The 24,085-nt window shown below is 63.7% G+C and carries 12 protein-coding genes; 6 read left to right on the top strand and 6 right to left on the bottom strand.

Features of this window, described 5'->3' with window-relative positions:
* Window positions 1-15 precede the first annotated feature (15 nt).
* The 6 genes from AB4Y77_RS07050 to AB4Y77_RS07025 all read right to left on the bottom strand — a co-directional run bounded on the left by AB4Y77_RS07050 (window position 16) and on the right by AB4Y77_RS07025 (window position 16,398).
* Entirely contained in the window at window positions 16-6,213 is a 6,198-nt protein-coding gene (locus AB4Y77_RS07050) for an Ig-like domain-containing protein (RefSeq protein WP_442013402.1), read from the bottom strand.
* Between the two features lie 157 nt (window positions 6,214-6,370).
* Window positions 6,371-12,487, bottom strand: coding sequence for an Ig-like domain-containing protein (locus tag AB4Y77_RS07045; protein ID WP_442013401.1), 6,117 nt, complete (start codon window positions 12,485-12,487; stop codon window positions 6,371-6,373).
* Window positions 12,488-12,773: 286 nt separating this feature from the next.
* Window positions 12,774-13,952 carry an adenylate/guanylate cyclase domain-containing protein gene (locus AB4Y77_RS07040; protein ID WP_311214311.1) on the bottom strand — a complete coding sequence of 393 codons (1,179 nt, stop codon included), beginning with the start codon at window positions 13,950-13,952 and terminating at the stop codon, window positions 12,774-12,776.
* Complete coding sequence (locus AB4Y77_RS07035; RefSeq protein ID WP_442013400.1) at window positions 13,942-14,535, bottom strand: PH domain-containing protein; 594 nt, start codon at window positions 14,533-14,535, stop codon at window positions 13,942-13,944. The genes AB4Y77_RS07040 and AB4Y77_RS07035 overlap by 11 nt, the downstream gene beginning before the upstream one ends.
* Complete coding sequence (locus AB4Y77_RS07030; RefSeq protein WP_442013399.1) at window positions 14,528-15,451, bottom strand: biotin--[acetyl-CoA-carboxylase] ligase; 924 nt, start codon at window positions 15,449-15,451, stop codon at window positions 14,528-14,530. The genes AB4Y77_RS07035 and AB4Y77_RS07030 overlap by 8 nt, the downstream gene beginning before the upstream one ends.
* A gap of 68 nt (window positions 15,452-15,519) precedes the next feature.
* Entirely contained in the window at window positions 15,520-16,398 is an 879-nt protein-coding gene (locus tag AB4Y77_RS07025) for an SDR family oxidoreductase (protein ID WP_442013398.1), read from the bottom strand.
* Between the two features lie 212 nt (window positions 16,399-16,610).
* On the opposite strand from AB4Y77_RS07025, the gene AB4Y77_RS07020 reads away from it, so the two are divergent.
* From AB4Y77_RS07020 to AB4Y77_RS06995, 6 genes are all read left to right on the top strand, one after another.
* Window positions 16,611-18,194 (top strand): acyl-CoA carboxylase subunit beta, encoded by a 1,584-nt coding sequence (locus tag AB4Y77_RS07020; RefSeq protein WP_442013397.1) that lies wholly within the window; start codon window positions 16,611-16,613, stop codon window positions 18,192-18,194.
* Between the two features lie 2 nt (window positions 18,195-18,196).
* On the top strand, window positions 18,197-18,436 hold the full coding sequence (locus AB4Y77_RS07015) for an acyl-CoA carboxylase subunit epsilon (protein ID WP_311214369.1): 240 nt from the start codon (window positions 18,197-18,199) through the stop codon (window positions 18,434-18,436).
* 66 nt (window positions 18,437-18,502) lie between these two features.
* A complete protein-coding gene (locus AB4Y77_RS07010; protein ID WP_442013396.1) occupies window positions 18,503-20,185 on the top strand; it encodes a DUF885 domain-containing protein in 1,683 nt (560 codons plus the stop codon).
* A 1,082-nt stretch (window positions 20,186-21,267) separates the two neighbouring features.
* Entirely contained in the window at window positions 21,268-22,701 is a 1,434-nt protein-coding gene (locus AB4Y77_RS07005) for a dicarboxylate/amino acid:cation symporter (RefSeq protein ID WP_442013395.1), read from the top strand.
* Between the two features lie 92 nt (window positions 22,702-22,793).
* On the top strand, window positions 22,794-23,225 hold the full coding sequence (locus AB4Y77_RS07000; RefSeq protein WP_442013394.1) for a YbjQ family protein: 432 nt from the start codon (window positions 22,794-22,796) through the stop codon (window positions 23,223-23,225).
* Window positions 23,226-23,364: 139 nt separating this feature from the next.
* Window positions 23,365-24,084, top strand: coding sequence for a TetR family transcriptional regulator (locus AB4Y77_RS06995; protein WP_442013452.1), 720 nt, complete (start codon window positions 23,365-23,367; stop codon window positions 24,082-24,084).
* The last annotated feature ends 1 nt before the right edge of the window (window position 24,085 follow it).

The following is a 24,085-nucleotide window of genomic DNA, read 5'->3' as shown; positions in this document are numbered from 1 at the left end:
GTTGTTGGCATGGGCCTAGCAGCCTCCGGGACGCGGTCCGTAGAGATCCACAGTGGTGGACTTCACGTACCAGCCATCCTTGGCCGAACCCTGGAGCCTGTACCACGGGGTGCCGTTACCGTAGATGTCCTTGGTGCAGTTGACGGTGATCTTGCCCCAGGAGCGTTCCACCCAGCCCACACCACATTTCGCAGGGCTGCCGGGTGTGTAGCTGTCCGTCTGACCGGGCTTACCGGGGCATGTCCGCACGCTGCCGGCATCCACCTGTATCTGTGACGTCGGCTCCGGCGGCGGTGGCGCAGATCCGCTCCGGGACGTGTCGCTTCCGACGTTCCCCGCCTGGCCACCGCTGATGGCGCGGACTCTCAGCGTTTTTGTTTCGCTGAAGCCCACGGTCGTGGAGAAACTCCGCTGCCCGGTGTCAGTCCACGCACCGCCCTCGAAGCTGTACTGGTAGCCGGTAATCGGCCTGCCGTTGCCGCTGGGCTGGTTCCACGTCCAGGACACCGTCTTGTCGCCGACGCCGCTGCTCTTGCTGCCGGTAACAGTCGGCGCCGCCGCAAGCCCATAGGGGTTCACGGTGTTTGATGCGGCACTCCTGTCGCCAGGTGTGGGGTTTCGTGAAGATACCGCCCACACCACCACGGCCGTGTCCTGGCCGTTCGGTGCCGCGATAACGCCACCGCCGGCGGGGATCGCTCCGCTGCTGGCGCCGGACGTCAGGGCATACCGGTAGCTGATCTCGTTGGCGTTGGCCCCGTTGCGTTCCTTCTGCGACAGCGGGTTGAAGGCCACCCGGATCTTGCCACCGGCCGCGTTGGTCTCCAGCAGTGCTGCCGTGGGCGCAGCTACGATGCCTGGCTTTCCTGCCGCGCGGATGGCCGCTGACTGCTGGCTGACACCGCTGACGCCGGCCTTGTTCGTTGCCGAGACAGTAAAGGTGTAGTCAGCTTCACTGTTGGCAACCGTGACGTTTTGCGAGGTTGCCCCCACTGACTGCGTGGTCACCACGGCCCCGCCCCGGTATGTGGTCAACGTGTAGGCGGACACGGCGTCGCCGTTGTTGTTCGGCGCGGCCCAGCTGACCTGGAGTTGGCTTTGGTCACCAACCGACCCAGCGCCGGACACCGAAGGCGCGGCAGGCGTCGCCGGCACACCAGCGGGAGTTTCCGCCGCAGAGTAGGGGCTCCATTCGGACGGTTCCTTGGCGTCGTTCCGGGCCAGGACGCGGACCTTGTAGGCCACGCCGTTCGTAAGCCCGGTCCACACGTGGCTGTTCCCCGTCAGGTTCTGGATCTGGGGATTCTGCCCGGCCGGAGCCGGCGAGATCTCAAGATCGTAGGACTTGATGGGCGAGCCCTTGCTGGCCGGGGGAACCCAGGCAACCGAAAGTTGCTTGTCACCAAACTTCAGTGTGGGAGCAATCGGGGTATCAGGCTTGACGTCCGGACGAACCTCGGCGGACACCGGAGAACGCTCGGATTCATTGATCGCATTGGTGGCGGTGACGGCAAAGTGGTACTTCACATTGTTGGTCAGCCCGGTCAACGTACACGTATTCGCGGGGCAGTCCTGCTTGAAGCCGTTCTCCCCGTACACCGTGTACTTGGTGATGGGTGAGCCACGATCAGCCGGCGCGTTCCACGTCAGCAACGCTGTCTGGTCGCCCACGCTTTGAGCCAGAGGCGTGGTGGGCGCGGCGGGCTTGTCCTTGACGGTGAGGCGGATGCGGGCCGTGGCGTAGCGGGAGGTTTCGCCCGTCTTATCGCCTACGACGTAGGCGACAACCATGGTCCCGGTGAAGCCCGACGACGGCGTGACGGTCACGTTTCCGCCGCTTGCCTCTGCCGTGCCTTCGCCCGTCTCTGTTACCGCTGAGATGATCTTCAGCGGCGTATCCGGGAACGGGTTGGAGTCGTTCGCCAACGCATTGACGGTGACCGGCTTCCCTGATTCGGCATCCGGTTCAAGGTCGTCGTTGGCCACCGGTTTGGGTCGGTTGGAGGCGGTCAGTGAGAGTTTGTAGGTCGCAACCGCTTCAAGTCCACGGGGATCCTTCGCCTTCACTTGGACCGTGCCGCCTTGTCCGATCTGCACCGAGTCCTCGGCGGAGACCTTCAGGGTCTTGCCGTCGATGCTCACCTTGAATCCACCAGGTGCTGCGCCGGCCAACTCGTACTTCATGTTCTGGACGTCATCGGAATCGGGATCGGACGCGAGCTTTTCCAAGTCCAGGCTGGCCGAGTCACCCTTGGGAACGTCCACGTCGCTGCCCAGCAGCACCGGCGGGTTGTTCTTGTTCGGATCCGGCAGCACCTTGGTCCGGATGCTCAGTGTCGACTTCAGTCCGTTGGGGTCGTCGGGTCCGCTTCCGTCAGTGACTTCGAAGCTGATGGAACCGGGACCAACGTATTCAGCGCCGGCCGTGTATTTCAGGGCCGTTCCATTGCCGGCTACGGGGTCGCTGCCGCCGGCACCGATGAGTTTGATGCGGTCCGCCTGGGTCAGCCGCGGCGACTTACCCTCGCGGACCTTGACCCATTCGGCCAGGTTAACGGTGACGGACTGGCCTGAAACCATCTCCACCACTTCATCCTTGGCGAGCGTCGGAACCTGCTGCCCGATGCCCGGAACCCAGATGATGGCCGTGGACTTCTGGCCGTCCACATCCTCAACGGTGTAGGACACAAGTTGCGGCTGCTCGGTGAGGTCCACCACGACGTTGCCTTCAGAGCCCGGACGGGCCGTTTCCAGGCCCGTGGTGACCTTGAGGTTCTCCCCCACGCCGTCAGGATCCTCGTCGTTTTTGAGGACTGGAACGTCCACGGCGGTCTTGCCCAGCGTTTGGGCTGACGTAACGCGGTCATCGCGGGCGATGGGAGCTTGCAGGGGAATGTCGTTCTTGACGTTCACCCTGATGCTGGCTTGGCCCACGGCGTCCCTGTCGTCAGCCACGGAGTAACGGACGTTGACCGTACCCTCGGCGGCCGGAGCGGTGACCAGGACGCGTCCGCTGGTCTTGCTGACCTGGGCTTCGAGGCCTGCGTCGGCTTCGATGCTGTCCGTCAGGATGCGGATGATGTCGCCGTCGGGATCGGTGTCATTGGCGGTAGCATCCACGGCGATCTGACGTCCAGGACGGACCTGCACTTCGTCGTCCACCGGGGCAGGCTTCTGGTTGTCTTCACCACGGGGCGCGACGCCGACAGTCACCGTTCCGGTGTTGACCGCACCTTGACGGTCGATCACCTTGTAGCGGAACGTGTCGGTTCCCGCACCATCACCAGCGGCGACGAAATCGATGAAGCTGCTGCCCGCCGTCGCGGTTCCCATGGTGGGTGTGCTGTCGATGCCGGTGAGCTGGACCGAGTCGCCGTCGGGGTCGATGCCGTCCAGCGGCACCGGGATCCGGACACTGCCGCCGGCCACCACGCGTGCGGTCAGGTTCTGCGGCTGCGGACGTGAGTTCTGCGCGCCTTCCAGCGGCAGGATGTGGATGGTGACGGCCGCGGCGCTCTTCTGGCCCTGCGGGTCCACCGCGTTGTAGATGGCACGGACGGTCTTGGGTGTGGGGCCGGCGATGAAGCGCAGGGTCTTCTCGGAGACGAAGGCCTTGCCGTCTTCTTCAGGGATGCTCTGCGCCAAAACGGGATCCACAGACAGTTCTTCACCCTGCGGGTGCGTGTCGTTGTCAAGGACCGGAATGGTCACGACGTCGTTGACGCGGACATTAACTTCGTCGGGTTTCGGCTGGGGGGCCTCGACGACGGCGGGGGCCGGCACCGGGACGACGCCCACGGTGCCTGTGGCCGAGCCGCGGCCGTTGGACATGGTGTAGCTGAAAACGAACGGCTCTTTCGCACCGAGCACGTCGGTAACGCGCAGTACGCTGTGGTCGATCACGCTGACCGAAGCGGACGAGCCGTCCGGGACGGTGACGGACTGGAGGACCAGCACGCCGCCGGAAGGATCGGAGTCGTTTGCCAAGGGATCAACCAGCACGCTGCCACCCACAGGGAGCAGTGCGACGTCGTGGACCGCAACGGGCGCTCCAGCGTCCTTGCCGGATTCCACGTCCACGCGGATGAGGCCCTGGCTGCTTTGCGGGCCGTTGCTGGCGATGTATGTCAAGTAGATCGGGCCCGGTGTGGTGCTCCGGAAGGTGAACGTACCGCCGTCGGTCACTGGACCCAGCTCCGCCGGTCCTGCGGCCTCGACGTGCGCTACCCGCAGGGCACCGCCATTGGGGTCGACGTCGTTCTTCAACGGTGCGATGACCAGGTCCTGGCCAACCACCGCTGTGACATGGTCTGCGTTGACTACGGGGGCAAGCGCTCCGGGCGGCTGGACGTTGACCACGATCCGGCCTGTGGTGGTGGCACGGCCATCCCACACCGTGATGGTGACGTTTTTCTTGCCCGGTGCTGCACCAGAGTCCTGGTACGTGAGCAGGCCATCGCGACGGACCTTGACCTGGTCCTGGTCGTTGTCCGTCTTGGCGTCCAGGAGGACGAGGTCGTCGCCGTCAGGATCCATCCAGTCGGTCAGGATGTTCTGGCTGACGGACTTGCCCTGCTCCACCAGCATGGTGGTGGGCTCGCCGCGTTTGAAGAAGGGAGGCTTGTTTTCCTCCGGAGCCACGACGCGCAGCGTGACCTGTCCGCCGGCGGACAAGCCGCGTCCGTCCGAGGCGTTGTAGTCGAAGGTTTCCGTGCCCGGCTTGGCGTCAGCGGGGACCTTGATCTGGAACGCTGAACCACCGTAGATGTTCTCCAGCGCCCCGGATTTGGGTCCGTTGGCGCCTACCGCAGCGGTGAGGACATCGCCGTCGGGGTCTGAATCATTGTCCAGGATGCTGAGGATGGAGGTCCGGCCCGGCCGGACACCGAACTCGTCGGGCTTGGTTTCCGGCGCACGGTTGGGCTTGGTGCGGTCCGGAAGGACATTGATGGTGTTATTGTCCGCGGACTCCTGGTCTTGGTCATCGGACTGGTTCTTGGGCGGGACAACATCGTCCCAGTTGTTGACAAGCTGCATGTTCTGGTTGACCAGCCACACGCTTCCCGAGTTCACGTCGTTGAGGACTACGAGGTCGCGGTTGACGCGGAAGACATAACTGGGCGAGGCACTGGCTTTGGGGACGTCGTTCTTCTTGTCGTCCGCGTCGTTCTCGCAGTCGCGGACGTACTTGTTGGCACCGGACCAGGCAGCGTGGACGCACTTGCTGACCTGCACAGGTGCGGCGGGGACGCCTTCGCCGTCGGCATTGACTGTTGCGGCGGTGGATCCGTCCAGGGGCTGCTTCAGGAGGGCCTTGCGGGTGGCGATGGCAACAAAGCTGCTGTCCTCGCCGCTCTGCTGGAGCTTGGCTTCACGGGCGTCCTGCAACTGGAGCTTGCGTCCGCCGGGCAGGAACAGGTTGCCGGAACCCGCATCAAGGACAACAGGCTTGTCCCCCACGACGGCGATCTGAAGGTCGCCGGCGCCTTTGAGCTCATCCACCTTGGTGACCTGGGAGTCTGTCCGCTCACCATTGGCGTCCACCGTTGTGACGGTGATCTCGCCCTTGCCCGGATCCGCTGTGTAGATGCGGTTGTCGGCGCCTACTGCGGAGACCATGCCTTGGTCCCCTGTGAGGACAGGCTCGGTACCTTCTTCATCGAAACCGTTGACCGTGGAGGGCGACAACGCCCACACCTTGCCGCGGGCGGGGTCGGTCACCGAAAGGACGGTGGAACCATAGCTGACTTGCGACGACGACGGCAGTTGCTTATCGCCGCCGAGCTTCAGGTTCGCTGCAGAGACCTGGTTGATGGTGGAACCGGATTCGTCGTCGACAAAGACGTTGCCGTCATGCTGCAGGACATCAAAGGTGGTGGTTGCCGGAGTCACAGCACCATCGAGAACACGCGACGGGTAGTTTAACCGGCCCACGGCGTTCTTGGTTTTGCTCACAACCCAGACGCCGCCGTCGTTCAAGTCCACCTCGGTGGTCTTGAATCCCGGGTACAGCACAGCCCCGGTGATCAGCAACGCACCCGCTGCGGTGGCAGCAGTTCCCGCTATGAACTTTTTGTTTTGACGCCTTGTCAGCCTCATCTTGCCGAAGAAATTTCTCACAGCCCCAAAATTCCCTTGATAGTCAGCCGCCCCCCAGCGGCGTCCGGGCCGACCGACACATGCCGGCAGCCGTGCATTCCGCAGTACCCCCATACGGCGGCGGAATTTTCAGTCCCTAAGACTATCCCACGCACCCCACGTCCAATCGAGGAAACCCGAGACCGGGCTATCCATTGGCTTTGACAGACTACGGCCTTAAGCACTGCCCGCGCGATGGGGAGAAGTGCCCCGCGCTTAACCTTTGCAACGGTCAGCACGGGGGCGCTCCGATGCCCGCGGGGTCTGGAAGGCTGGTGTGACCTGCGATGATGTACCGGCCAACGTTGCGGTAAGAACCCGATTCGATCCGCCACCAACGGAACATGCCAACGACATGATCCGACTGGTCAATGTAACAACGCACAACCAGCGGTCCTTGATCAGCCGAGTAGAACCAAGGTGGCTGGTTGCCACCCTTGCCGTCGCAGGTTCTGTCCGATTCCCTGTAACTCGCGCTGCCCAAGGCATAACTGCACGACCGCACAACCGCTCCAGGGTTCATAGTGGTGGTCCACTCCCCCTGGCGTCCCGACTTAGCGCTGGCCGACGCCACGGGGCCCCCGGTTCCCAGCGAGTTGAAGGTCTGCACGGCGATGCTGTGCGTCTCTTCCCAGCCGGCCGTATTGATGGTCCGGCTGCCGGAGGCACCCACGGTCTCCCAGCCACCGTTGTCGATACTGATCTTCGTTGTCTTGACGTCATTGGTGGTTGCCGATGGTGACGACCAATTGAAGGTCACCGATTTCTGGTTCACGGCACCGTTGGACCCCGACGCCGACGGCGTCCCCGGTGACCCGAACGGCGTCGCGGTAGCGGCGGCACTGGCATCAGAACTGGGCGCCACTGTGGAGTGCGCCGTGACCGTAACGCTTGTGGCCTGGCCGTTGGCGAAGCCTCCTACCGTCTGCCCGGGCTGGATGGCACCGGAGCGTCCACCTGCGGAGTAGGTGTAGCTGACTTCGTTGGCCTTGGAACCGTTGCGCTGGGTGTCGCCGAGCGCACTGAAGTTAATGGTGAGCTGGCCACCAGCGGCGCCGGTATTGGCCGGCGTCGCGCTGACGTTTTGGACGGTACCCAGCTTTCCCGTGGCCCTGCGCGGCGGTGAAGCCGCGCTGACCAGGCCCTTGCCTGCTTTGTTCTCGGCCTGGACGGTGAACGTGTACGCCGATTCGTTGGTGGACACCTTGAAGGTGGCCGTCCGGACGTTCCCGGGAATGGTTTGCGTCTGGGTAGCCCCGCTGCCGCCGCTCATGGTGACGTAGTAATTCTTGATGGGGTCGCCATTGATGTCCGGCTCTGCCCAGTCGATGCGGAGCTGGTTCTGCGAACCAACAGCTGACACCACAGTGGTGCTCGGCGGCGCCGGTGTTGCGGGGATACCGGCAGGGTGGTCCTCGGCTGAATACAGCCCCCAATCTGAAGGGCCAAGGTCATTGACGGCTTGGGCGCGGACCTTGTACTTCACACCGTTGGTCAGGCCGGGCCAGGTGTAGTTGAGGCCAGTGACCTCGTTCTTGACCGCGATTCCGTTGGCCGGCGGCGGGGAGATCTCCAGGTTGTAGTGCTTCACCGGTGAACCCTCGGTTTTGGCAGGGGTCCACGTGATCGCCAGGTCCTTGTCGCCGGCCTTGACCGTCGGGACGTCAGGGGGCGACGGCTTTTCATCCGGAGTGATCTCATTGGAGGGCACGGAGGGCTGGGATTCGCCTACCTCGTTGGTGGCAACCACGGTGAAAACGTACTTGACGTTGTTGGTGAGCCCGGTGAGGGTGCAGGTGGTGGTGGGGCATTCCTGCTGGAACCCGGCAGCCTTCACGGTGTACTTGGTGATGGCCGCGCCATTGTCCGACGGCGGCGCCCACTTGAGCACGGCTGTCTTGCTGCGGACGTCGGTAGCCACTGGCGCCGAAGGAGCGTCGGGCTTGTCCCGCACGGTGATCCGGACGCGGCCCACGGCTTGGCGGCTGGGATCATCGGTCTTGTCCTTGATGGTGTATCTGACTACCAGGACCCCCTTGAAGCCGTCGGCGGGCGTCACCGTAATGGAGTCGCCGCCAATGGCCGGCTCACCTGACGCGGAACCTGTTTCGACCACGGCAGACACCACGGTCAAGGGTTCGCTGAAGGGATTGAAGTCGTTGCCCAACACGTTGATGGTTTCGGGCTTGCCGGCGTTTGCTTTGTCCACCACGTCGTCGTTGGCTGCCGGTTTCGGCCGGTTGGAGGAGACCACCGAGACTGTGACGGCTGCCTTCACCGGCTCGGAGCGGCCGTCGGTGACCTTGAGCGGGACGGTGCCTCGGGCTCCGGGATTGAGTGAACCGCCAGGGGTGATTTTCAGGACCGTGCCCTCCACCCGCGCGTCGAATCCGCCGGGCAGGTCACCGTCCACGCTGAAGGTGAGTTTACCTTGGTCCTGTTCATCAACGTCTGCGGCGAGATTGGCCAGATCCAGCTCCGTCGTGTCCCCCTTGGGGGCATCAATCGCAGCACCGCTGAAGGTGGGGGCGTGATTGGCATTGGGGTTCGGGAGCACCTTGGTCTGGATGGTCAGAGTGGACTTCAAGCCTTCGGCATCGTCCGGACCACTGCCGTCGGTCACTTCGAAGGTGATGGACCCGGGCCCCACGTACTCAGGCTGGGCCGCATACCTCAGCGCGGTACCGTCGCCCACAATGACATTGGAGGAGTCGCCACCCAGGACGCGGATCTTGTCCGCGACCGTGATGCGGGGCTGGCGGCCATCCCTGACCTTGACATGATCCTGGAGGGCCAGCGTGATCTCCTCCCCCGCGGTGACCTCCACGATGTCCGTGGTGGAAAGCGTGGGGTACTGGAGTCCCTGACCGGGAATCCACATGACCGCGGTGGCTGACTGCCCATCGATGTCCGTGACGGTGTAGGGAATCAACTGGTCTTGGGGCAGCAGCGTCACCACCACGTTGCCGGCTGTCCCCACTCGCGCATTCGGGTTTGCGTCCGGCAGGGAGATGGTGAGGTCTTCGGCAACGCCGTCGGGATCTGAGTCGTTTTTCAGCACCGGAACGTCAACGGCCGTCTTGCCCAGGGTCTCCGCGAGCGTGATCCGATCGTCCACCGCCACGGGAGCGTGCAGCGGCGCCGTCGGACTGGTCTGGACGCGGATGACAGCGGCAGCTTCTGCCTTCTTATCGTCCTGGATCCGGTAGCTGATGCTTTCCGTCCCGGTAACACCTGGGGCCGTCAGCACCACCTTTCCTGCGGCCGCTTCAACCTGGAGTTCCGGGTTGGCCTCGAACGTCGCCACTAAACCGATGGGGTCGCCGTCGGGGTCTGAGTCGTTTTTCAGCGCGTTCACGGCGACCCGTCGGCCGGGCCGGACATCTATGACGTCGTCCACAGCGATGGGTTTCTGGTTATCGGCTTCGGCCGGCGCAATGCCCACGATCACAGTGCCGGTGTTCTCAGCACCAATGCGGTCCCGCACGCGGTAGCTGAAAGTGTCAGTACCGGCGGACGTGCCCCCGGCTGTGAACTCCAAATATCCGTCCCGCAGGATGGCTGTCCCCAGCTCGGGAGCTTTGTCGATTCCGATGAGCTGCACTGAGTCGCCATCGGCGTCGATGCCGTCCAGGGGAACAGGAATTTTCACCGTCATCCCGGCAACTACCCGGGCTGTCAGGTTCCGCGGCTCGGGCCGGGTGTTGGTGGCGTCGTCGCGGGCGCGGATGCGGATGGTGACCTGCTGCGAGTCAGTTTGGCCCGAGGCGTTGCTGACCTTGTAGATCGCGTAGACGGTGGTGGGTTCCTCGCCCGCGATATAGCGCAGGGTGTTCCCCGCACTGAAGATCCTGCCGGCAGCCTCGTCCGGCTGCTGCGCCAGGACGGGGTCGAGGGTGAGCTCTCCGCCATTGGGGTCCGTGTCGTTCTCCAGGACCGGGATGGTCACGACGTCGTCGGCACGCACGGATACCTCGTCCGGCTTGGCCTGGGGTGCCTGAAGTTTGGTGGGCGCCGGCACAACCTGGACTGAAATATCCCCGGTTGCCGACGCCTTGCCATTGGAAATGGTGTATTTCAACGAGAGCTGCCCTTGGGCCCGGATGTCGGTGATCTTGATGACCGAATGGTCAAGGACCGCGACCGATACCGGGAGCCCGTCAGCCGCCGTAACCGATTGGACCACCAGGACGCCCCCACTGGGGTCCGAGTCGTTGCCCAACACGTCAACCACGGTGCTGCCGCCGCTGGGGAGGAGCGCAATATCGCGGACCGCCACCGGTGCGCCGTCGCTGTTTCCGGACACGACGTCCACCCGCACCAGTTGCTGGGCACTCGCCGGTCCGTTGGTCACCATGTACGTCACATAGTGAGGACCCACCGACGTCGAGTTGAAAATGAACGTCTGCTGGTCCGGACCCACCACAGCGGTTGACTGCGGATCCGGTTGTGCCTGCGCAAGCCGCAACGTGCCGCCCTGGGGGTCGGTGTCGTTTTTGAGCGGCGCGATCACCGTATCCTGGCCCGCCACCGCAACCACGTGGTCAGCGTTCGCGATAGGCGGCAACGCACCGGGAGCACGAACATCAACGCTGATCTGCCCTTGGGTGGTCAGCGACCCGTCCGAGACACTGACAGTCAGGGTTTTGCGGCCCGGTCCCGCTCCCGAGTCCTGGAAGGTGAGCAAGCCGTCCGGCCGGACCCGGACCTGGTCCGCGGGATCGCTGCTAGAGACGGCGACGGCGAAGATGTCATCGCCGTCGGGGTCCAACCAATCGGTGAGGACAAACTGGCTGGCGATCTTCCCGGACTGGACCGCCAAGGCGTTGTTCCGGTTGGGCTTGGGCTGCGGCGCGTTGTTTTCCTCTGCGGGCACGACCCGCAGATCGACGTCCGCGCCGCCCGTACCGCCACGGCCGTCGTCCACCGAATACTTGAAGGTTTCTGAGCCCGTGGTTCCGACGGGGACTGCGACCTGGAAGCCGGTGCCGCCGTAGACGGCGGACAATGCGCCGGATTTCAGTGGCTCGCTGGCGCTGACCGTGAGGACGTCGCCGTCGGCATCGGCGTCGTTGTCCAGGACGGGCAGGACAGTCGTCTTTCCGGCCCTGACCCCGAAGGCATCGGGTTTGGCCACCGGCACGGTGTTGGGTTTGCTGCGGTCCGGAAGGACTGTCTGCTGGACTTCGTCCGCAGAGTCCTTCTCGGCGTCGTCCGAGGTCTGTTGGGGCGGGATGACGTCATCCCAGTTGTTGACCAACTGCATGTTCTGGTTGACCATCCAGACGTTGCCGGAGTTGACGTCGTTCAGCACCACGAGATCGCGGTTGACACGGAAAACGTACGACGGCGACGCACTCGCCTTGGGAACGTCGGAGCGCCTGTTATCTGCCTCGTTGGTGCATTCCCGGACGTACTTGTTGGCACCGGACCACGCGGCGTACGTGCAGGATCCCAGATGGACCGGCGCCGCCGGAATACCCTGGCCGTCCGTTTGGACTGTCTTGGCGGTTCCGCCGTCGAGGGGCTGCAGGAGCAGTGCCTTCGGTGTGGCGATGGCAATGAAGTCGGCGGCCGGGCCGCTCTGCTGCAGCTTGGCTTCGCGTGCGTCGTCCAGGTGTACTCTGTTGCCCCCGGGCAGCACGATGTCGCCGGTGGTTGCGTTCAGTACCACTGCTTTGTCGCCCACGGTTGCCAACTGGACTTCGCCGTCGGCCTTCAAAGCGTCGTCGCTCCGGACCTGTGAATCTACGGCCTTCCCGTCGAGGTCCACCTTTGTTGCCGTCAGTGTTCCTGTTTTCGGGTCCAGTGTGTGGATGGTGTCATCAACACCCACCACCGAAACAACGCCGGGCGACTGCTCGAACAAGGGTTCCGATTCGTCGCTGAAACCGCCGATGGAGGTGGGCGAAACGGCCCAGACCTTGCCCTTGGACGGGTCAGTGACAGCCAGTACTTTGTTGCCGAAGCTCACCTCTGCGGAGCCCGGAAGTTTTTGGTCGCCACCCAGGCGCATGTTGGCGGCGCTGATGGGGTTGATGGTCCCGCCATCCGCGTCATCGATGAAAATATCGCCGGCCTGCTGAAGGATGTCGAAGTTGGTGCTGGCTGGAGTCACTGCGCCGTCCAACGATTTGGAAGGGTAATTCAGGCGGCCGGCCGCATTCTTGGTCTTACTGACCACCCAGACGCCGCCGTCGTTCAGTTCCACCTCGGTGGTCTTGAACCCCGGGTAGATGATGGCACCTGTTACCAGGACAGCCGCTGCGGCAGTGAAGGCAGTAGCAGCGATGACCTTACGCCGGCGGTTGTTGGCACGGCGTTTTCCGGACCCATCAGGCAGAGCCATCCCACATTCCCCCACAGTTCAGGCAGCACGAAGCAGCCGGCGCCGACCCCCACGGCGAAACACGACACAATCACCCCACAGCCTACCGGGTTACTCCATCGATTAGCTAAGTCGTGACGTGAATCGCACCCCGAACGCCCGCTCACGTAACACCCCTTAAAGCCGAGCGCTCGCTCACTTTCCTGAAGAAAGTGAGCGAGCGTTCGGCTTTAGCCCGAGGGATGTGAGAGAGCGTGAGCCTTGGAAGGCGGGCTGTCAGCGGAGGCCTGCAGAGGACTGCAGAGGCCTAGTCCAGCACCAGTCCCTTGCCGCGGCCACGGGCCAGCATCACGGGATGGATTTCGCCGAAGCCACGAACATTCTCCGACTTCTGCGGAACCAAGACGAACCTGTCATCTTGCCCCAGCGCAGCGGCTGTCATTGCATCCACCAGAACCGTGCCGGGCTGGGCCAGGGTGGTCAGCCTGGCAGCGAGGTTGACGGTGGGTCCGTAAATGTCGCCGAGCCTGGACAGGATGCGGCCCCAAACCATGGAGACGCGGCATTGCGGCAGAATTTCGTCCTCGGTGAAGGCTTGGGCCAACGCCAAGGAGATCTCGGCCCCGGCTGCGGGTGTCTCGGCGATGTAGAGGACTTCGTCTCCCACCGTCTTGACCAGCCGGCCGCCGCCCACGGAGATAATTTCTGCGCACTTGTTCTCAAAGCGCTGTACCAACTGCGCGAGGGTCTTCTCATTCATGCGGCGCGAGAGGCTGGTGTAGGAGACGAGGTCGGCGAAGCCCACGGCCCGGGCCAGGGGCAACGGCGAATCGTCTTCGTCGCCTTCGCGGCCTTCCTCACTGGCCTGCAGCCCGGCTTCGGCGCGAACCGCCAGGCGTTGCACACCTGCGTTGAGTTGACGGCGGTAGGAGTAGACCAGGATCTCTTCGAGCGAGTCCACCAGGCCGGGCAGCTGACCTACCAGTTGCTTACGGGCCACTGCATCCGGAATACCCTGTTCAGACACCATGTCTTCCACCAAAGCTTCGATCTGCCAGACCACCATGCGGTCTGTCATCTGCCCGATGGACCGGGTGACGGAAATGGCAGCTTCTTCGGTCAAGACTCCGGCCCGGACAAGGTCCAGGATGGTGGACAGTGCCGCTTGATCCCGTTCCGTAAAGGCAACGTCTTCGTCGCCGAAGTTCGGGAATCCCAAGGCACGCCAGATTTTGCGGGCGGACAGAATGGATACGCCTGCCCCTGCGGCAACTTCACGACGACGAAGCTTACGTTCGCCGCCCAGCAGCTTTGATTCCAAGGCTTTGATGGCCAGGCGCTCGGCGGACAAGACGCCGGTGGGCGGGCCGGCCTGCACCGCAACCGGAGCAGGCCCCGCATCGGTGTCCTCGTCCACTGAAGGTTCGGGGACGGCGTCGAACTCCTGGTCCAAGTCCTCGCCGGACTGCTGATCCTCAACGCTCATCTCTTCCACCTTCTCTCAGCTCCCATGGCAACTGGTCATAGTCCGTCAATACTTGGCCCTCAAAAACCTCACCTTGCGGGAGTTCGTCCATCGCGTCAAGAATGAACCCCCGGAATTTCGCGACGTCCGGAACATCCGCCAAGATGGTCGTTCCGGAGTGCCCGGTATCCAAGGATATATTCCCGGAGCGCAATGTCCGTTGGAGCATGCTCTGATGGACTCCCACATTGCGGACCGCCATGAGCGACACCTGCCAGTCCCGGCGTCGAAACATTCCGTATTTGGCAAGTATCCGCCTGCTCGTCAGGACGTAGCGGACGGAGTTCCAGCGCATGACCCGGCGCAAGCTGTAAGCGAGCAACAACCATGCTGCGAGTACTAAACACAGGCCAATCAGCCATGGCGTCCATTCCACTGTAATGAACGGCGCCACGCGCTGGGCATTTCCTTTCACAATCCAGGCGCAGGCATAGCCCGTGAGGGCCGGTGCTACCAGGAAGGCAAGCACCGGAAAGAACAGTGAGCGGGCCTGTTGGCGCGTGATGGTGATGACCTGCTCCCCCGGAAGCAGCTCTTTACGCATAACCGCTTTCTGTGGCGCGCAGGTGCACCACATCACCAGCCGTCACAACATGTTCCCTGCCGCCGTGGTCCACCACCAGCAAGGAGCCGTGCTCGTCCAGCCTCGAAGCGTGGCCCACAAGCTCGTGATCTCCGGGCAAGTGAGCCCGTACTTCCCGGCCAAGCGTGACCATGGCTGATTCCACCCGCTTGTGCAGTGAAGGTCCCCCGGCCAAGCCTGCGGCCGGGTCCCCTTCGGAATTGCAGAAGCTGCGGTAAAGCCGCGCGAAGCGGGACAGGTAGCTTTTCAGCAGCGCGGTGCGGTCCGTCGTCGTGGCCCCTTCCAAGGCCAGTGACGTAGCGGTCTTGACCGGCAACTCTTCCTCGGCCAGCGTCACGTTGAGGCCCACGCCGAGGACCACCGCGGGAACCGAGCCATCGCCAGTGGCAGTCATCTGCGCGAGGATGCCCGCGATCTTGCGGCCGTTGACCAGGACGTCGTTGGGCCACTTGATATCGGCTGTTACCCCGGCGGTTTCCTGCAAAGCCTCGCGCAGGGCGACCGCAGCAAGAAGGGACAGCCACGAATAACTCTGCGTGGGCACCGGCATGCCCTCCGCTGTAACAGGACGGAGGACTATGGATACCGACACCGCGGATCGTTCGGGCGATTCCCAGTGCCGGTCCAGCCGTCCACGCGCCGCCGTTTGGTGTTCGGCGGTGAGAACGGAAAGGTCAGCCCACTTTTTGGGCTCAACGGTGACCGCCCGGACCAGGTCCTGGTTGGTGGACCCTGTGGACTGGACGACGGTCAACTGCGGAATGCCTGTGGCCGACAAGAAGTCCGGCTGCAGCAACGATTCACGGTCCAAGGCAGGCCGCTCCGGACCGGCGGCTGGGAGGTGGGGTTCGCTGCTGTCTGGCTGTTCGGCATCCATAGCTGAATCCTATCCAGTTGCGGCGGTCCGGTATGGCCCACGGTCCAGAAAAGCGGCTGGGAATCCGCCTAGAGAAAAATGTCCGGAACCAGGCGGTCTTCGGGCGCGCCCAGGCTGTACGGCGAAAAGTCCGAAACACCAGCCGCGCGCAGGACCTCTTCATCGGTGAAGAACTTGCCCGTTGCCCCCGTACCTGTCAAGACAGCATGCGCAGCGTCGGCCATGATTTCGGGGCCGCGTGCTGCCTGCACAATTTGCTGCCCGCCGGGCATGTTCCGGATCGCGGCAGTGTCGATGAGCGTGCAGGGCCAGAGCGAGTTGACCGACACGCCGTCGTTCTTGAGCTCTTCGGCCAGCCCCAGGGTGGTGAGGCTCATCCCGTATTTGGCCATGGTGTAGGCCAGATGCATGCCGGCCCATTTGGGGTCCAGGTTCAGCGGCGGAGACAGCGTGAGGATGTGGGCGTGGCTGGATTCCCTGAGGGCCGGCAACGCGAGCTTGGAAAGCAGGAACGTTCCACGGACGTTGATGTCCTGCATGAGGTCGTAGCGCTTCATGTCAACGGCATCGGTGCGGGATAGATCGATCGCCGAGGCGTTGTTGACCACGACGTCGATCCCTCCGAAACGCTCGACGGCGGCGGCTACAGCCGCGGCGACGTCGTCATCATTGCGGACGTCCCCGACGAGCGGCAGCGCCTGCCCGCCGGCTGCGACCAGTTGATCCGCTGCGCTGAAAACTGTGCCTTCGAGTTTGGGATGGGGGTCCCCCGTCTTGGCCATGAGCACGATATTGGCACCATCGCGGGCCGCGCGGGTGGCGATGGCCAAGCCGATGCCCCGGCTGCCGCCGGACATGAGGATGGTCCGGCCCGTGAGCGAACCGGCGGCCACGTAGGGAGTATCAGCCTGCGAAAGTGCGCGGGAAGCGTCGTTGCTTGAAGTCATGGGGACACTCTAACGCAACTATGTTACTGACGGGTAACATAGTGATGCCCTTGGCTTGGACGCGGAAAATTGTAGGGTTTCTACAGCGGTTCGCCGCAAAGGCGTCACTAGACTGGCTTGCGGGGCCTGTTCTTTGTACGGAAGCTACTTAAGCTTCGGGAACAACACCGAACTGCGCCAGCGAAAATCAGCTACAGAGCCGGAGACACTTGATGAGCCACGATCTGACAACGACAGCGGGAAAGATTGCCGACTTCCGCGACCGCCAGGCCCGTGCAGAGCAACCTTCCGGCCCGGAAGCGATAGAGAAGCAGCACGCACGGGGCAAGAACACGGCCCGCGAACGCATCGACCTCTTGGTTGATCCAGGCTCGTTCGTCGAGTTCGACGCCCTGGCAGTGCACCGTTCCACAGCCTTTGGCATGGAACAGAAGAAGCCGCTCGGTGACGGCGTGGTCTCCGGATACGGAACCGTGGATGGCCGCCTCATCGCGATCTACAGCCAGGACTTCAGCGTCTATGGCGGCTCCCTGAGCCAGGTCAACGGCGAGAAGATCGTCAAGGTCCAGGAGTTTGCCCTCCGCAACGGCTGCCCCGTTGTCGGCATCAACGACGGCGGCGGCGCGCGTATCCAGGAAGGCGTCGCTTCCCTGGCCATGTTCGCGGACATTTTCCGCAACAACGTCCACGCATCCGGTGTGGTCCCGCAGATCTCCCTCATCATGGGTCCGTGCGCCGGCGGCGCCGCCTACTCACCCGCCCTTACCGATTATGTGGTGATGGTGGACAAGACGTCCCACATGTTCATCACCGGCCCAGACGTCATCAAGACTGTCACTGGCGAAGATGTGGACATGGAGACCCTTGGTGGTGCCCGCCAGCACAACGCCACCACCGGAACCTCCACCTACCTTGCCTCCGACGAAGCAGACGCGATCGAATTCGTCCGCGAACTCCTGGACTTCCTCCCCTCCAACAACCTGTCCGAGGCCCCCGTGGTGGAGCACGACCAGGAACTGGAACTCAACGACGACGACCTCGCCTTGGACGGGCTGATTCCCGATTCCGCCAACCAGCCGTACGACATGCGCAAAGTCATTGAGCAGATCGTGGATGACGCGCACTTCCTGGAAATGCAGTCCTTGTACGCCCCCAACGTGATGATCGGCTACGGCCGCGTTGAGGGACACACCGTGGGCATCGTGGCCAACCAGCCCATGCAGTTTGCCGGAACCCTGGACATCTCCGCCTCTGAAAAGGCAGCCCGCTTTGTACGCCATTGCGACGCGTTCAACGTTCCCATCATCACGCTGGTGGACGTCCCCGGCTTCCTGCCCGGCAAGGACCAGGAGTTCCAGGGCATCATCCGCCGTGGCGCGAAGCTCCTGTACGCCTACGCCGAAGCAACGGTCCCCAAGCTCACCGTGATCACCCGCAAGGCCTACGGTGGCGCGTACATCGTGATGGGCTCCAAGAAGTTGGGCGCAGACCTGAACCTCGCCTGGCCCACCGCCCAGATCGGCGTCATGGGCGCCCAGGGCGCCGTGAATATCCTTTACCGTCGCGATCTCGCTGCTGTTGCCGAAGCCGGCGGTGATGTCGAGGCCAAGCGCGCCGAGATCATCCAGGGTTACGAGGAAGAACTCCTCAACCCGTACCAGGCAGCGCAGCTGGGCTACGTGGACGCAGTCATCGCTCCGTCCGACACTCGCCTCCAGATCATCCGGGGCCTCCGGGCCCTCCGCGACAAGCGCGCAAGCCTGCCCACCAAGAAGCACGGAAACATCCCGCTGTGAGCATGCCGAAGCACCGCGCCGATTCGGCGCCGGACGCCGCGCCCATTGAGCCGCTGTTCTCGGTGGTCAAGGGCGAACCGACAGCCGAAGAGCTCGCGGCGATTGCCGCCGTCGTGGTTTCGCTCGGTACGCAGCAGGAGGCTGACGCAGCCAAGCCGAACGTCCGGCATTGGGTGCGTCGCCAGCAGCTGCGGCTGGACCCGTCCCCGGGTCCGGGTGCCTGGAAGCGCAGCCGCGGCTAGTTTTCGCTCACGTAGAAAAGTTCAACAACCCTTTCACGTAAGCGGGGTCGCGGCTAGGCTCTGTGGGTGACTACTGCAAACACTCCTGTACGCCCGAAGTCCGCCATCGATGCCGTCGCTGATGCGTACACAGAAAAGTTGATCGAACTCAATCCCAGCTTCGCCACCACGCTGGGCCTGCCGGGACACGAAACCGAATACCAGGACTACTCCCCTGCCGGCGCTGAGGCCCATGCGGAGGCCACAAAGTTGGCCTTGGATGCCCTGGCAGGTCTTGAGCCGTCTGATGATGTGGACGCCGTTACCCTCGACGCCATGCGCGAGCGGCTCGGCCTGGAACTTGAGATCCACGAGTCGGGTTGGGACCTCGCCGATCTGAACAACATTGCCTCCCCCGCCCAGGACATTCGCGCCATTTTTGACCTCATGCCCACCGATACTGTGGAGCACTGGGAGCACATCGCCGGCCGCGCGGCCAATGTTCCCGGGGCTGTTGAGGGCTACATCGCATCCCTTCGGTCCGCTGCTGCCGACGGAAAAGTCGCCGCCGCCCGCCAAGTCCGGATCGTCATCGAGCAGACCGGCCGATACGCCGCTGAGGATGGTTTCTTCGCCAAAATGGCCGCCAACGCTGCGCTTGATGGCTCGCCGCTGCCGTCCGAGGTTCAGTCAAAGCTCGACGCCGGGACTGCGGCCGCGCGTTCTGCGTACAGCGCCTTGGGTGGATTCCTTCGGGACGAACTCCTGCCCCTGGCACCGGAGAAGGACGCAGTCGGGCGCGAACGCTACGCGCTGGCCTCGCGTTCATTCGTTGGCGCCGAAGTAGATCTGGAAGAGACCTACGCTTGGGGCGTCCAGGAGCTCGAGAGGCTCATCGGCGAGCAGGAGAAGATCGCCAACCAGATCAAACCCGGTGCATCGATCGAAGAAGCCAAGAGCATCCTCAACAACGATCCCGCACGCCAGATCAAGGGCACAGACGCCTTGAAAGCCTGGATGCAGGAACTCTCCGACCGGGCCGTGTCCGAACTGGCCGATGTCCACTTCGACATCCCTGACGTCATGAAGACTCTTGAGTGCATGATCGCCCCCACCGACGAAGGCGGCATCTACTACACCGGCCCTTCCGACGACTTCTCCCGACCTGGACGTATGTGGTGGTCAGTGCCGGCAGGCGAAGACACCTTCACCACGTGGTCCGAAACCACCACCGTTTTCCACGAAGGCGTGCCCGGCCACCACCTCCAAGTCGCCACGGCAACCTACCGCCGGGAACTCTTGAACAACTGGCGCCGCAATGTCTGCTGGGTCTCCGGCCACGGTGAAGGCTGGGCGCTCTACGCGGAGCAGCTCATGCTGGAACTGGGCTACCTCAAGGACCCGGGCGACCACATGGGCATGCTGGATGGCCAGCGAATGCGGGCAGCCCGCGTAGTGTTCGACATCGGCGTGCACTTGGAACTGCCCGTCGCCGAACGCTGGGGCACCGGCACTTGGACACCGGAGAAGGGCTTCGACTTCCTCAAAGCCAACCTCGACATCAGCGAAGGCCAGCTTCAGTTCGAATTCACCCGCTACCTGGGCTGGCCGGGACAAGCTCCGTCCTACAAGGTGGGGCAGCGTCTGTGGGAGCAGATCCGTGCCGAGCTGGAGTCCCGTGAAGGCTTCGATCTCAAGTCCTTCCACAGCAAGGCGCTCAACATCGGCTCGGTTGGTTTGGACGTGCTGCGCCGGGCGTTGCTGGGCTGAGTTGCCAGGTCCGCCTAGAGGCCGGACATCCTCGGTGTGCTGCTCCTTCGTCGCTTTGACGCACCCTGCCGGATGCCCGGCCTTGGCCTCTTTAACAATCTCTGCCCCGCGGGGTGCGCACCCGCTCCCGCCGTGTGCACCCCTTCGGCGCCGGGCTCGCACCCGTACCCCATTCCGCACCAGAGGTTACGGGCGCGATCAGCGGAAAGGAGCGCGCTCGACACGACGACCGCGCCCACCACCGGTTTGCCAGGGCAAAACCCTGCCCACCCACTCACAACGCACGCCCGCACCCGCTCCCGCCGCGCGCACCCCTTCGGCGCCGGGCTCGCACCCGTTCCCCCATTCCGCACCAGAGGTTACGGGCGCGATCGGCGGGAAGGGGCGCGCTCGATACGACGACCGCGCCCACCACCGGTTTGTCAGGGCAAAACCCTGCCCACCCACTCACAACGCACGCCCGCTCCCCTTCCCGCCGCGCGCACCCCTTCGGCGCCGGGCGCGCACCCGTACCCCCATTCCGCACCAGAGGTTACGGGCGCGATCAGCGGAAAGGGGCGCGCTCGATACGACGACCGCGCCCACCACCGGTTTGTCAGGGCAAAAACCCCGCCCACCCACTCACAACGCACGCCCGCTCCCCTTCCCGCCGCGCGCACCCTTCGGCGCCGGGCTCGCACCCGTTCCCCCATTCCGCACCAGAGGTTACGGGCGCGATCAGCGGAAAGGGGCGCGCTCGATACGACGACCGCACCCACCACCGGTTTGTCAGGGCAAAAACCTGCCCAAACACTCACAACGCACGCCCGCTCCCCTTCCCGCCGCGCGCACCCCTTCGGCGCCGGGCTCGCACCCGTTCCCCCATTCCGCACCAGAGGTTACGGGCGCGATCAGCGGAAAGGGGCGCGGGGGTCAGCGCCATGGCCAGAGATCATCGCCACACTGTTTCCGGGAATAACTTCACATAAACCCCACTCAGGGCCGGAAAGCCGCGGGCCAACCGGGAGCTCAGATCCCGGGCGCGCGTAACATTTCTCAACGTCCGTTCGCTATGTTATTGGCCATGCACCTAACGTGTTCCGGTGAGCACCTCAACCAACACTTCCCCAACAGCTGGCAAGACCGGCTTCCGGCTCCCCAAGTGGGCCGGATCCTTCGGCGTCCAGATCATCGCAGCCCTCATCGTCGGGCTCATTCTCGGCCTCATCGCCAAGTACACGGGCAGCACCAAGACCGCCCCGAACGGCCTGGGGGCTACTCTCCAGACGATCGGCTCCAGCTACGTCTCCTTGCTTCAGACCGCCGTCGTTCCTTTGATTTTCACCGCCGTGGTGAGCTCCATCGCCAACCTGCGCCAGGTGTCCAACGCCGCGCGCCTCGCATGGAACACACTGCTCTGGTTCGCCATCACCTCACTGGTATCGGTGCTGATCGGCATCGGCCTGGGCGTGCTCCTGCAGCCGGGCGCGGCAACCGGCATCACCGAAGAAGCCAAGTACGCCGGCAAGACCGGTGACTGGTGGGCGTTCCTGATCGGCCTCTTCCCGAAGAACTTCCTGGGACTTGGCGCCAGCTCCACTGTGACCGAGAGCGCCAATGCTGCCACCACCGTCAGCACCGCGGTCAACTTCAACGTGCTCCAGATCCTGGTGGTCGCGATCGCCGTCGGCGTTGCCGCACTCAAGGTTGGCAAGCAGGCTGAGGCCTTCCTGACGTTCAACGCTTCAGCTCTGGCCGTCATCCAGAAGGTCCTGTGGTGGATCATCCGCCTCGCTCCGCTGGGCACGGTAGGCCTGATCGGTAACGCCGTGGCCATCTACGGCTGGGACACCATCGGTTCCTTGGGCAAGTTCACCGCGGCCATCTACATCGGGCTGGCACTGGTGCTGTTCGTCCTCTACCCCATCTTGGTCCGCATTCACGGCCTTTCCATCAAGCAGTACTTCTCCGGCGTGTGGCCGGCCGTGCAGCTGGCATTCGTTTCCCGTTCTTCGATCGGCACGCTGCCGCTCACGCAGCGCGTCACCGAGAGGAACCTGGGCGTCCCCTCCGGCTACGCTTCCTTCGCCGTGCCGCTGGGCGCCACCACCAAGATGGACGGTTGCGCAGCAATCTACCCGGCCATTGCAGCCATCTTCGTGGCACAGTTCTTCGGCATCAACCTTGACTTCAGCCAGTACCTACTAATCGTTCTGGTCTCCGTCCTCGGTTCCGCCGCTACGGCGGGTACCACCGGCGCCGTCGTCATGCTCACGCTGACCCTGTCCACGCTGGGACTGCCGCTGGCCGGCGTCGGCCTTCTGCTGGCTATCGACCCGATCCTGGACATGGGCCGCACCGCCGTCAACGTGGCTGGCCAGGCATTGGTCCCCGCAATCGTCGCGAAGCGTCAGGGCATCCTGGACGAGTCACTGTACAACGCACCCCGCAACGGTGCTGTGTTCGCCGATGAGTACGCAGCGGACAAGGCAGCAGCTGAAAGCAACGAGCGCGAACTGGCCGAGTCCAAGGCCTAGTTTCCGTCTCTTTGGAACGGCGGAAATCCCCCGGGGAGTTCTCCCCGGGGGATTTCCCCGTTAAAGGGGCCAACTCTGGATAGGCTCGGACCATGTTGATCGTCACTTCCAATGAAATCCCGGGCCACCGGATCGACGCCGTCTTCGGCGAAGTCATGGGCCTCACCGTCCGCTCACGGGACATCGGCTCGCAAATGCTGGCCGGCTTCCGCTCCCTCGGTGGCGGCGAACTGCCCGAAATGACCAAGGCACTCTATGAAAGCCGCCAGGAAGTTATGGCACGCATGGTCAATGAAGCGCAGCAACGTGGCGCCAATGCCATCGTCGCCATGCGGTTCGACACCTCTGAGATGGGGACCAACTGGACCGAAGTCTGTGCCTACGGAACCGCCGTGTACGTCCTGCCGTTGGGAGAGGGCGAGCCTGGAGCCACGGGCCAGTCTGTCTACCTGACCAAATCGGCCGCGCAGCAGCAGAGCCAGCCGACTCCCCCCGCTCCTCCCGCGCCCCCGACTCAGTTCTAGGCTCACGTTTCCGAGTCCCGCTCTGGTTCGCCCTCCTCCCGTTCAAAGGGTGGCAGTGACGAACAAGGGCGGGACTTTTCACATGCCCACTCGGCTCAAATTGCGCAGAGTGCAAACTTGCACTTAGTGTAATGATGTGATTCAAACCAGCAGTCAGGAAGCCGCTGCGGAACCGTCCCCTTCCGAGCCCGCCGCCCCTTCGCGGCGCGAACTCAACAAGGCGGCCACCCGCAGCTCCATCGCTTCCGCAGCCTTGGACCTTTTGCGTAGCAACGGGTCCGGCAATTTCACCGTGGAAGACATCGCAGCCAGCGCCGGAGTCTCACGGCGAACCTTCTTCAACTACTTCCCCAGCCTCGAGGCCGCCTTGGCATCCGTAGCCGACGGCTTCATGGACCACGCCTTGGAGCAGTTCCGGCTCCGCCCGGCGGACGAGTCGATTCTCGAATCCGCGCAAGCAGCCCTCATGGCGCTAGCCGATCCCATGTCCGTGGCACCCATGGCCGAACTCTTCAGCCTGACCCACGACAACCGCCAACTGGCCCGCTCCGAACTTGAAGCCTGGGAGCACTGCACCGAGCAGATCATTGACGCCGCCCGCAGCAGGCTCGGCGCCGGCATCAGTGAGCTCTATGTCCATGCTCTGGCTGGTTCAGTCATCTCTTGCGGCAAGGCCGCCATGACCGTCTGGTTCGCCGCTCGCGGCCCGGATCTCTCGGCGGAGTCCCTGGCGGTTCTTCGCCAGCACCTCATCGATGCGATGGGGCTCCTTGGCGCCGGCTTCGCGCCGCCGTCGGACGCTTCTTTCCACGCCTCAGCTGCCTCCCCCTCCGTTCCAACCACCACAGATCGGTTCTGAC

The sequence above is a fragment of the Paenarthrobacter sp. YAF11_1 genome, from assembly GCF_052113445.1.
Lineage (GTDB): Bacteria > Actinomycetota > Actinomycetes > Actinomycetales > Micrococcaceae > Arthrobacter.
Note: the sequence above shows the minus strand (reverse complement) of the source record. Positions and strands in the feature narration are given on the sequence as shown.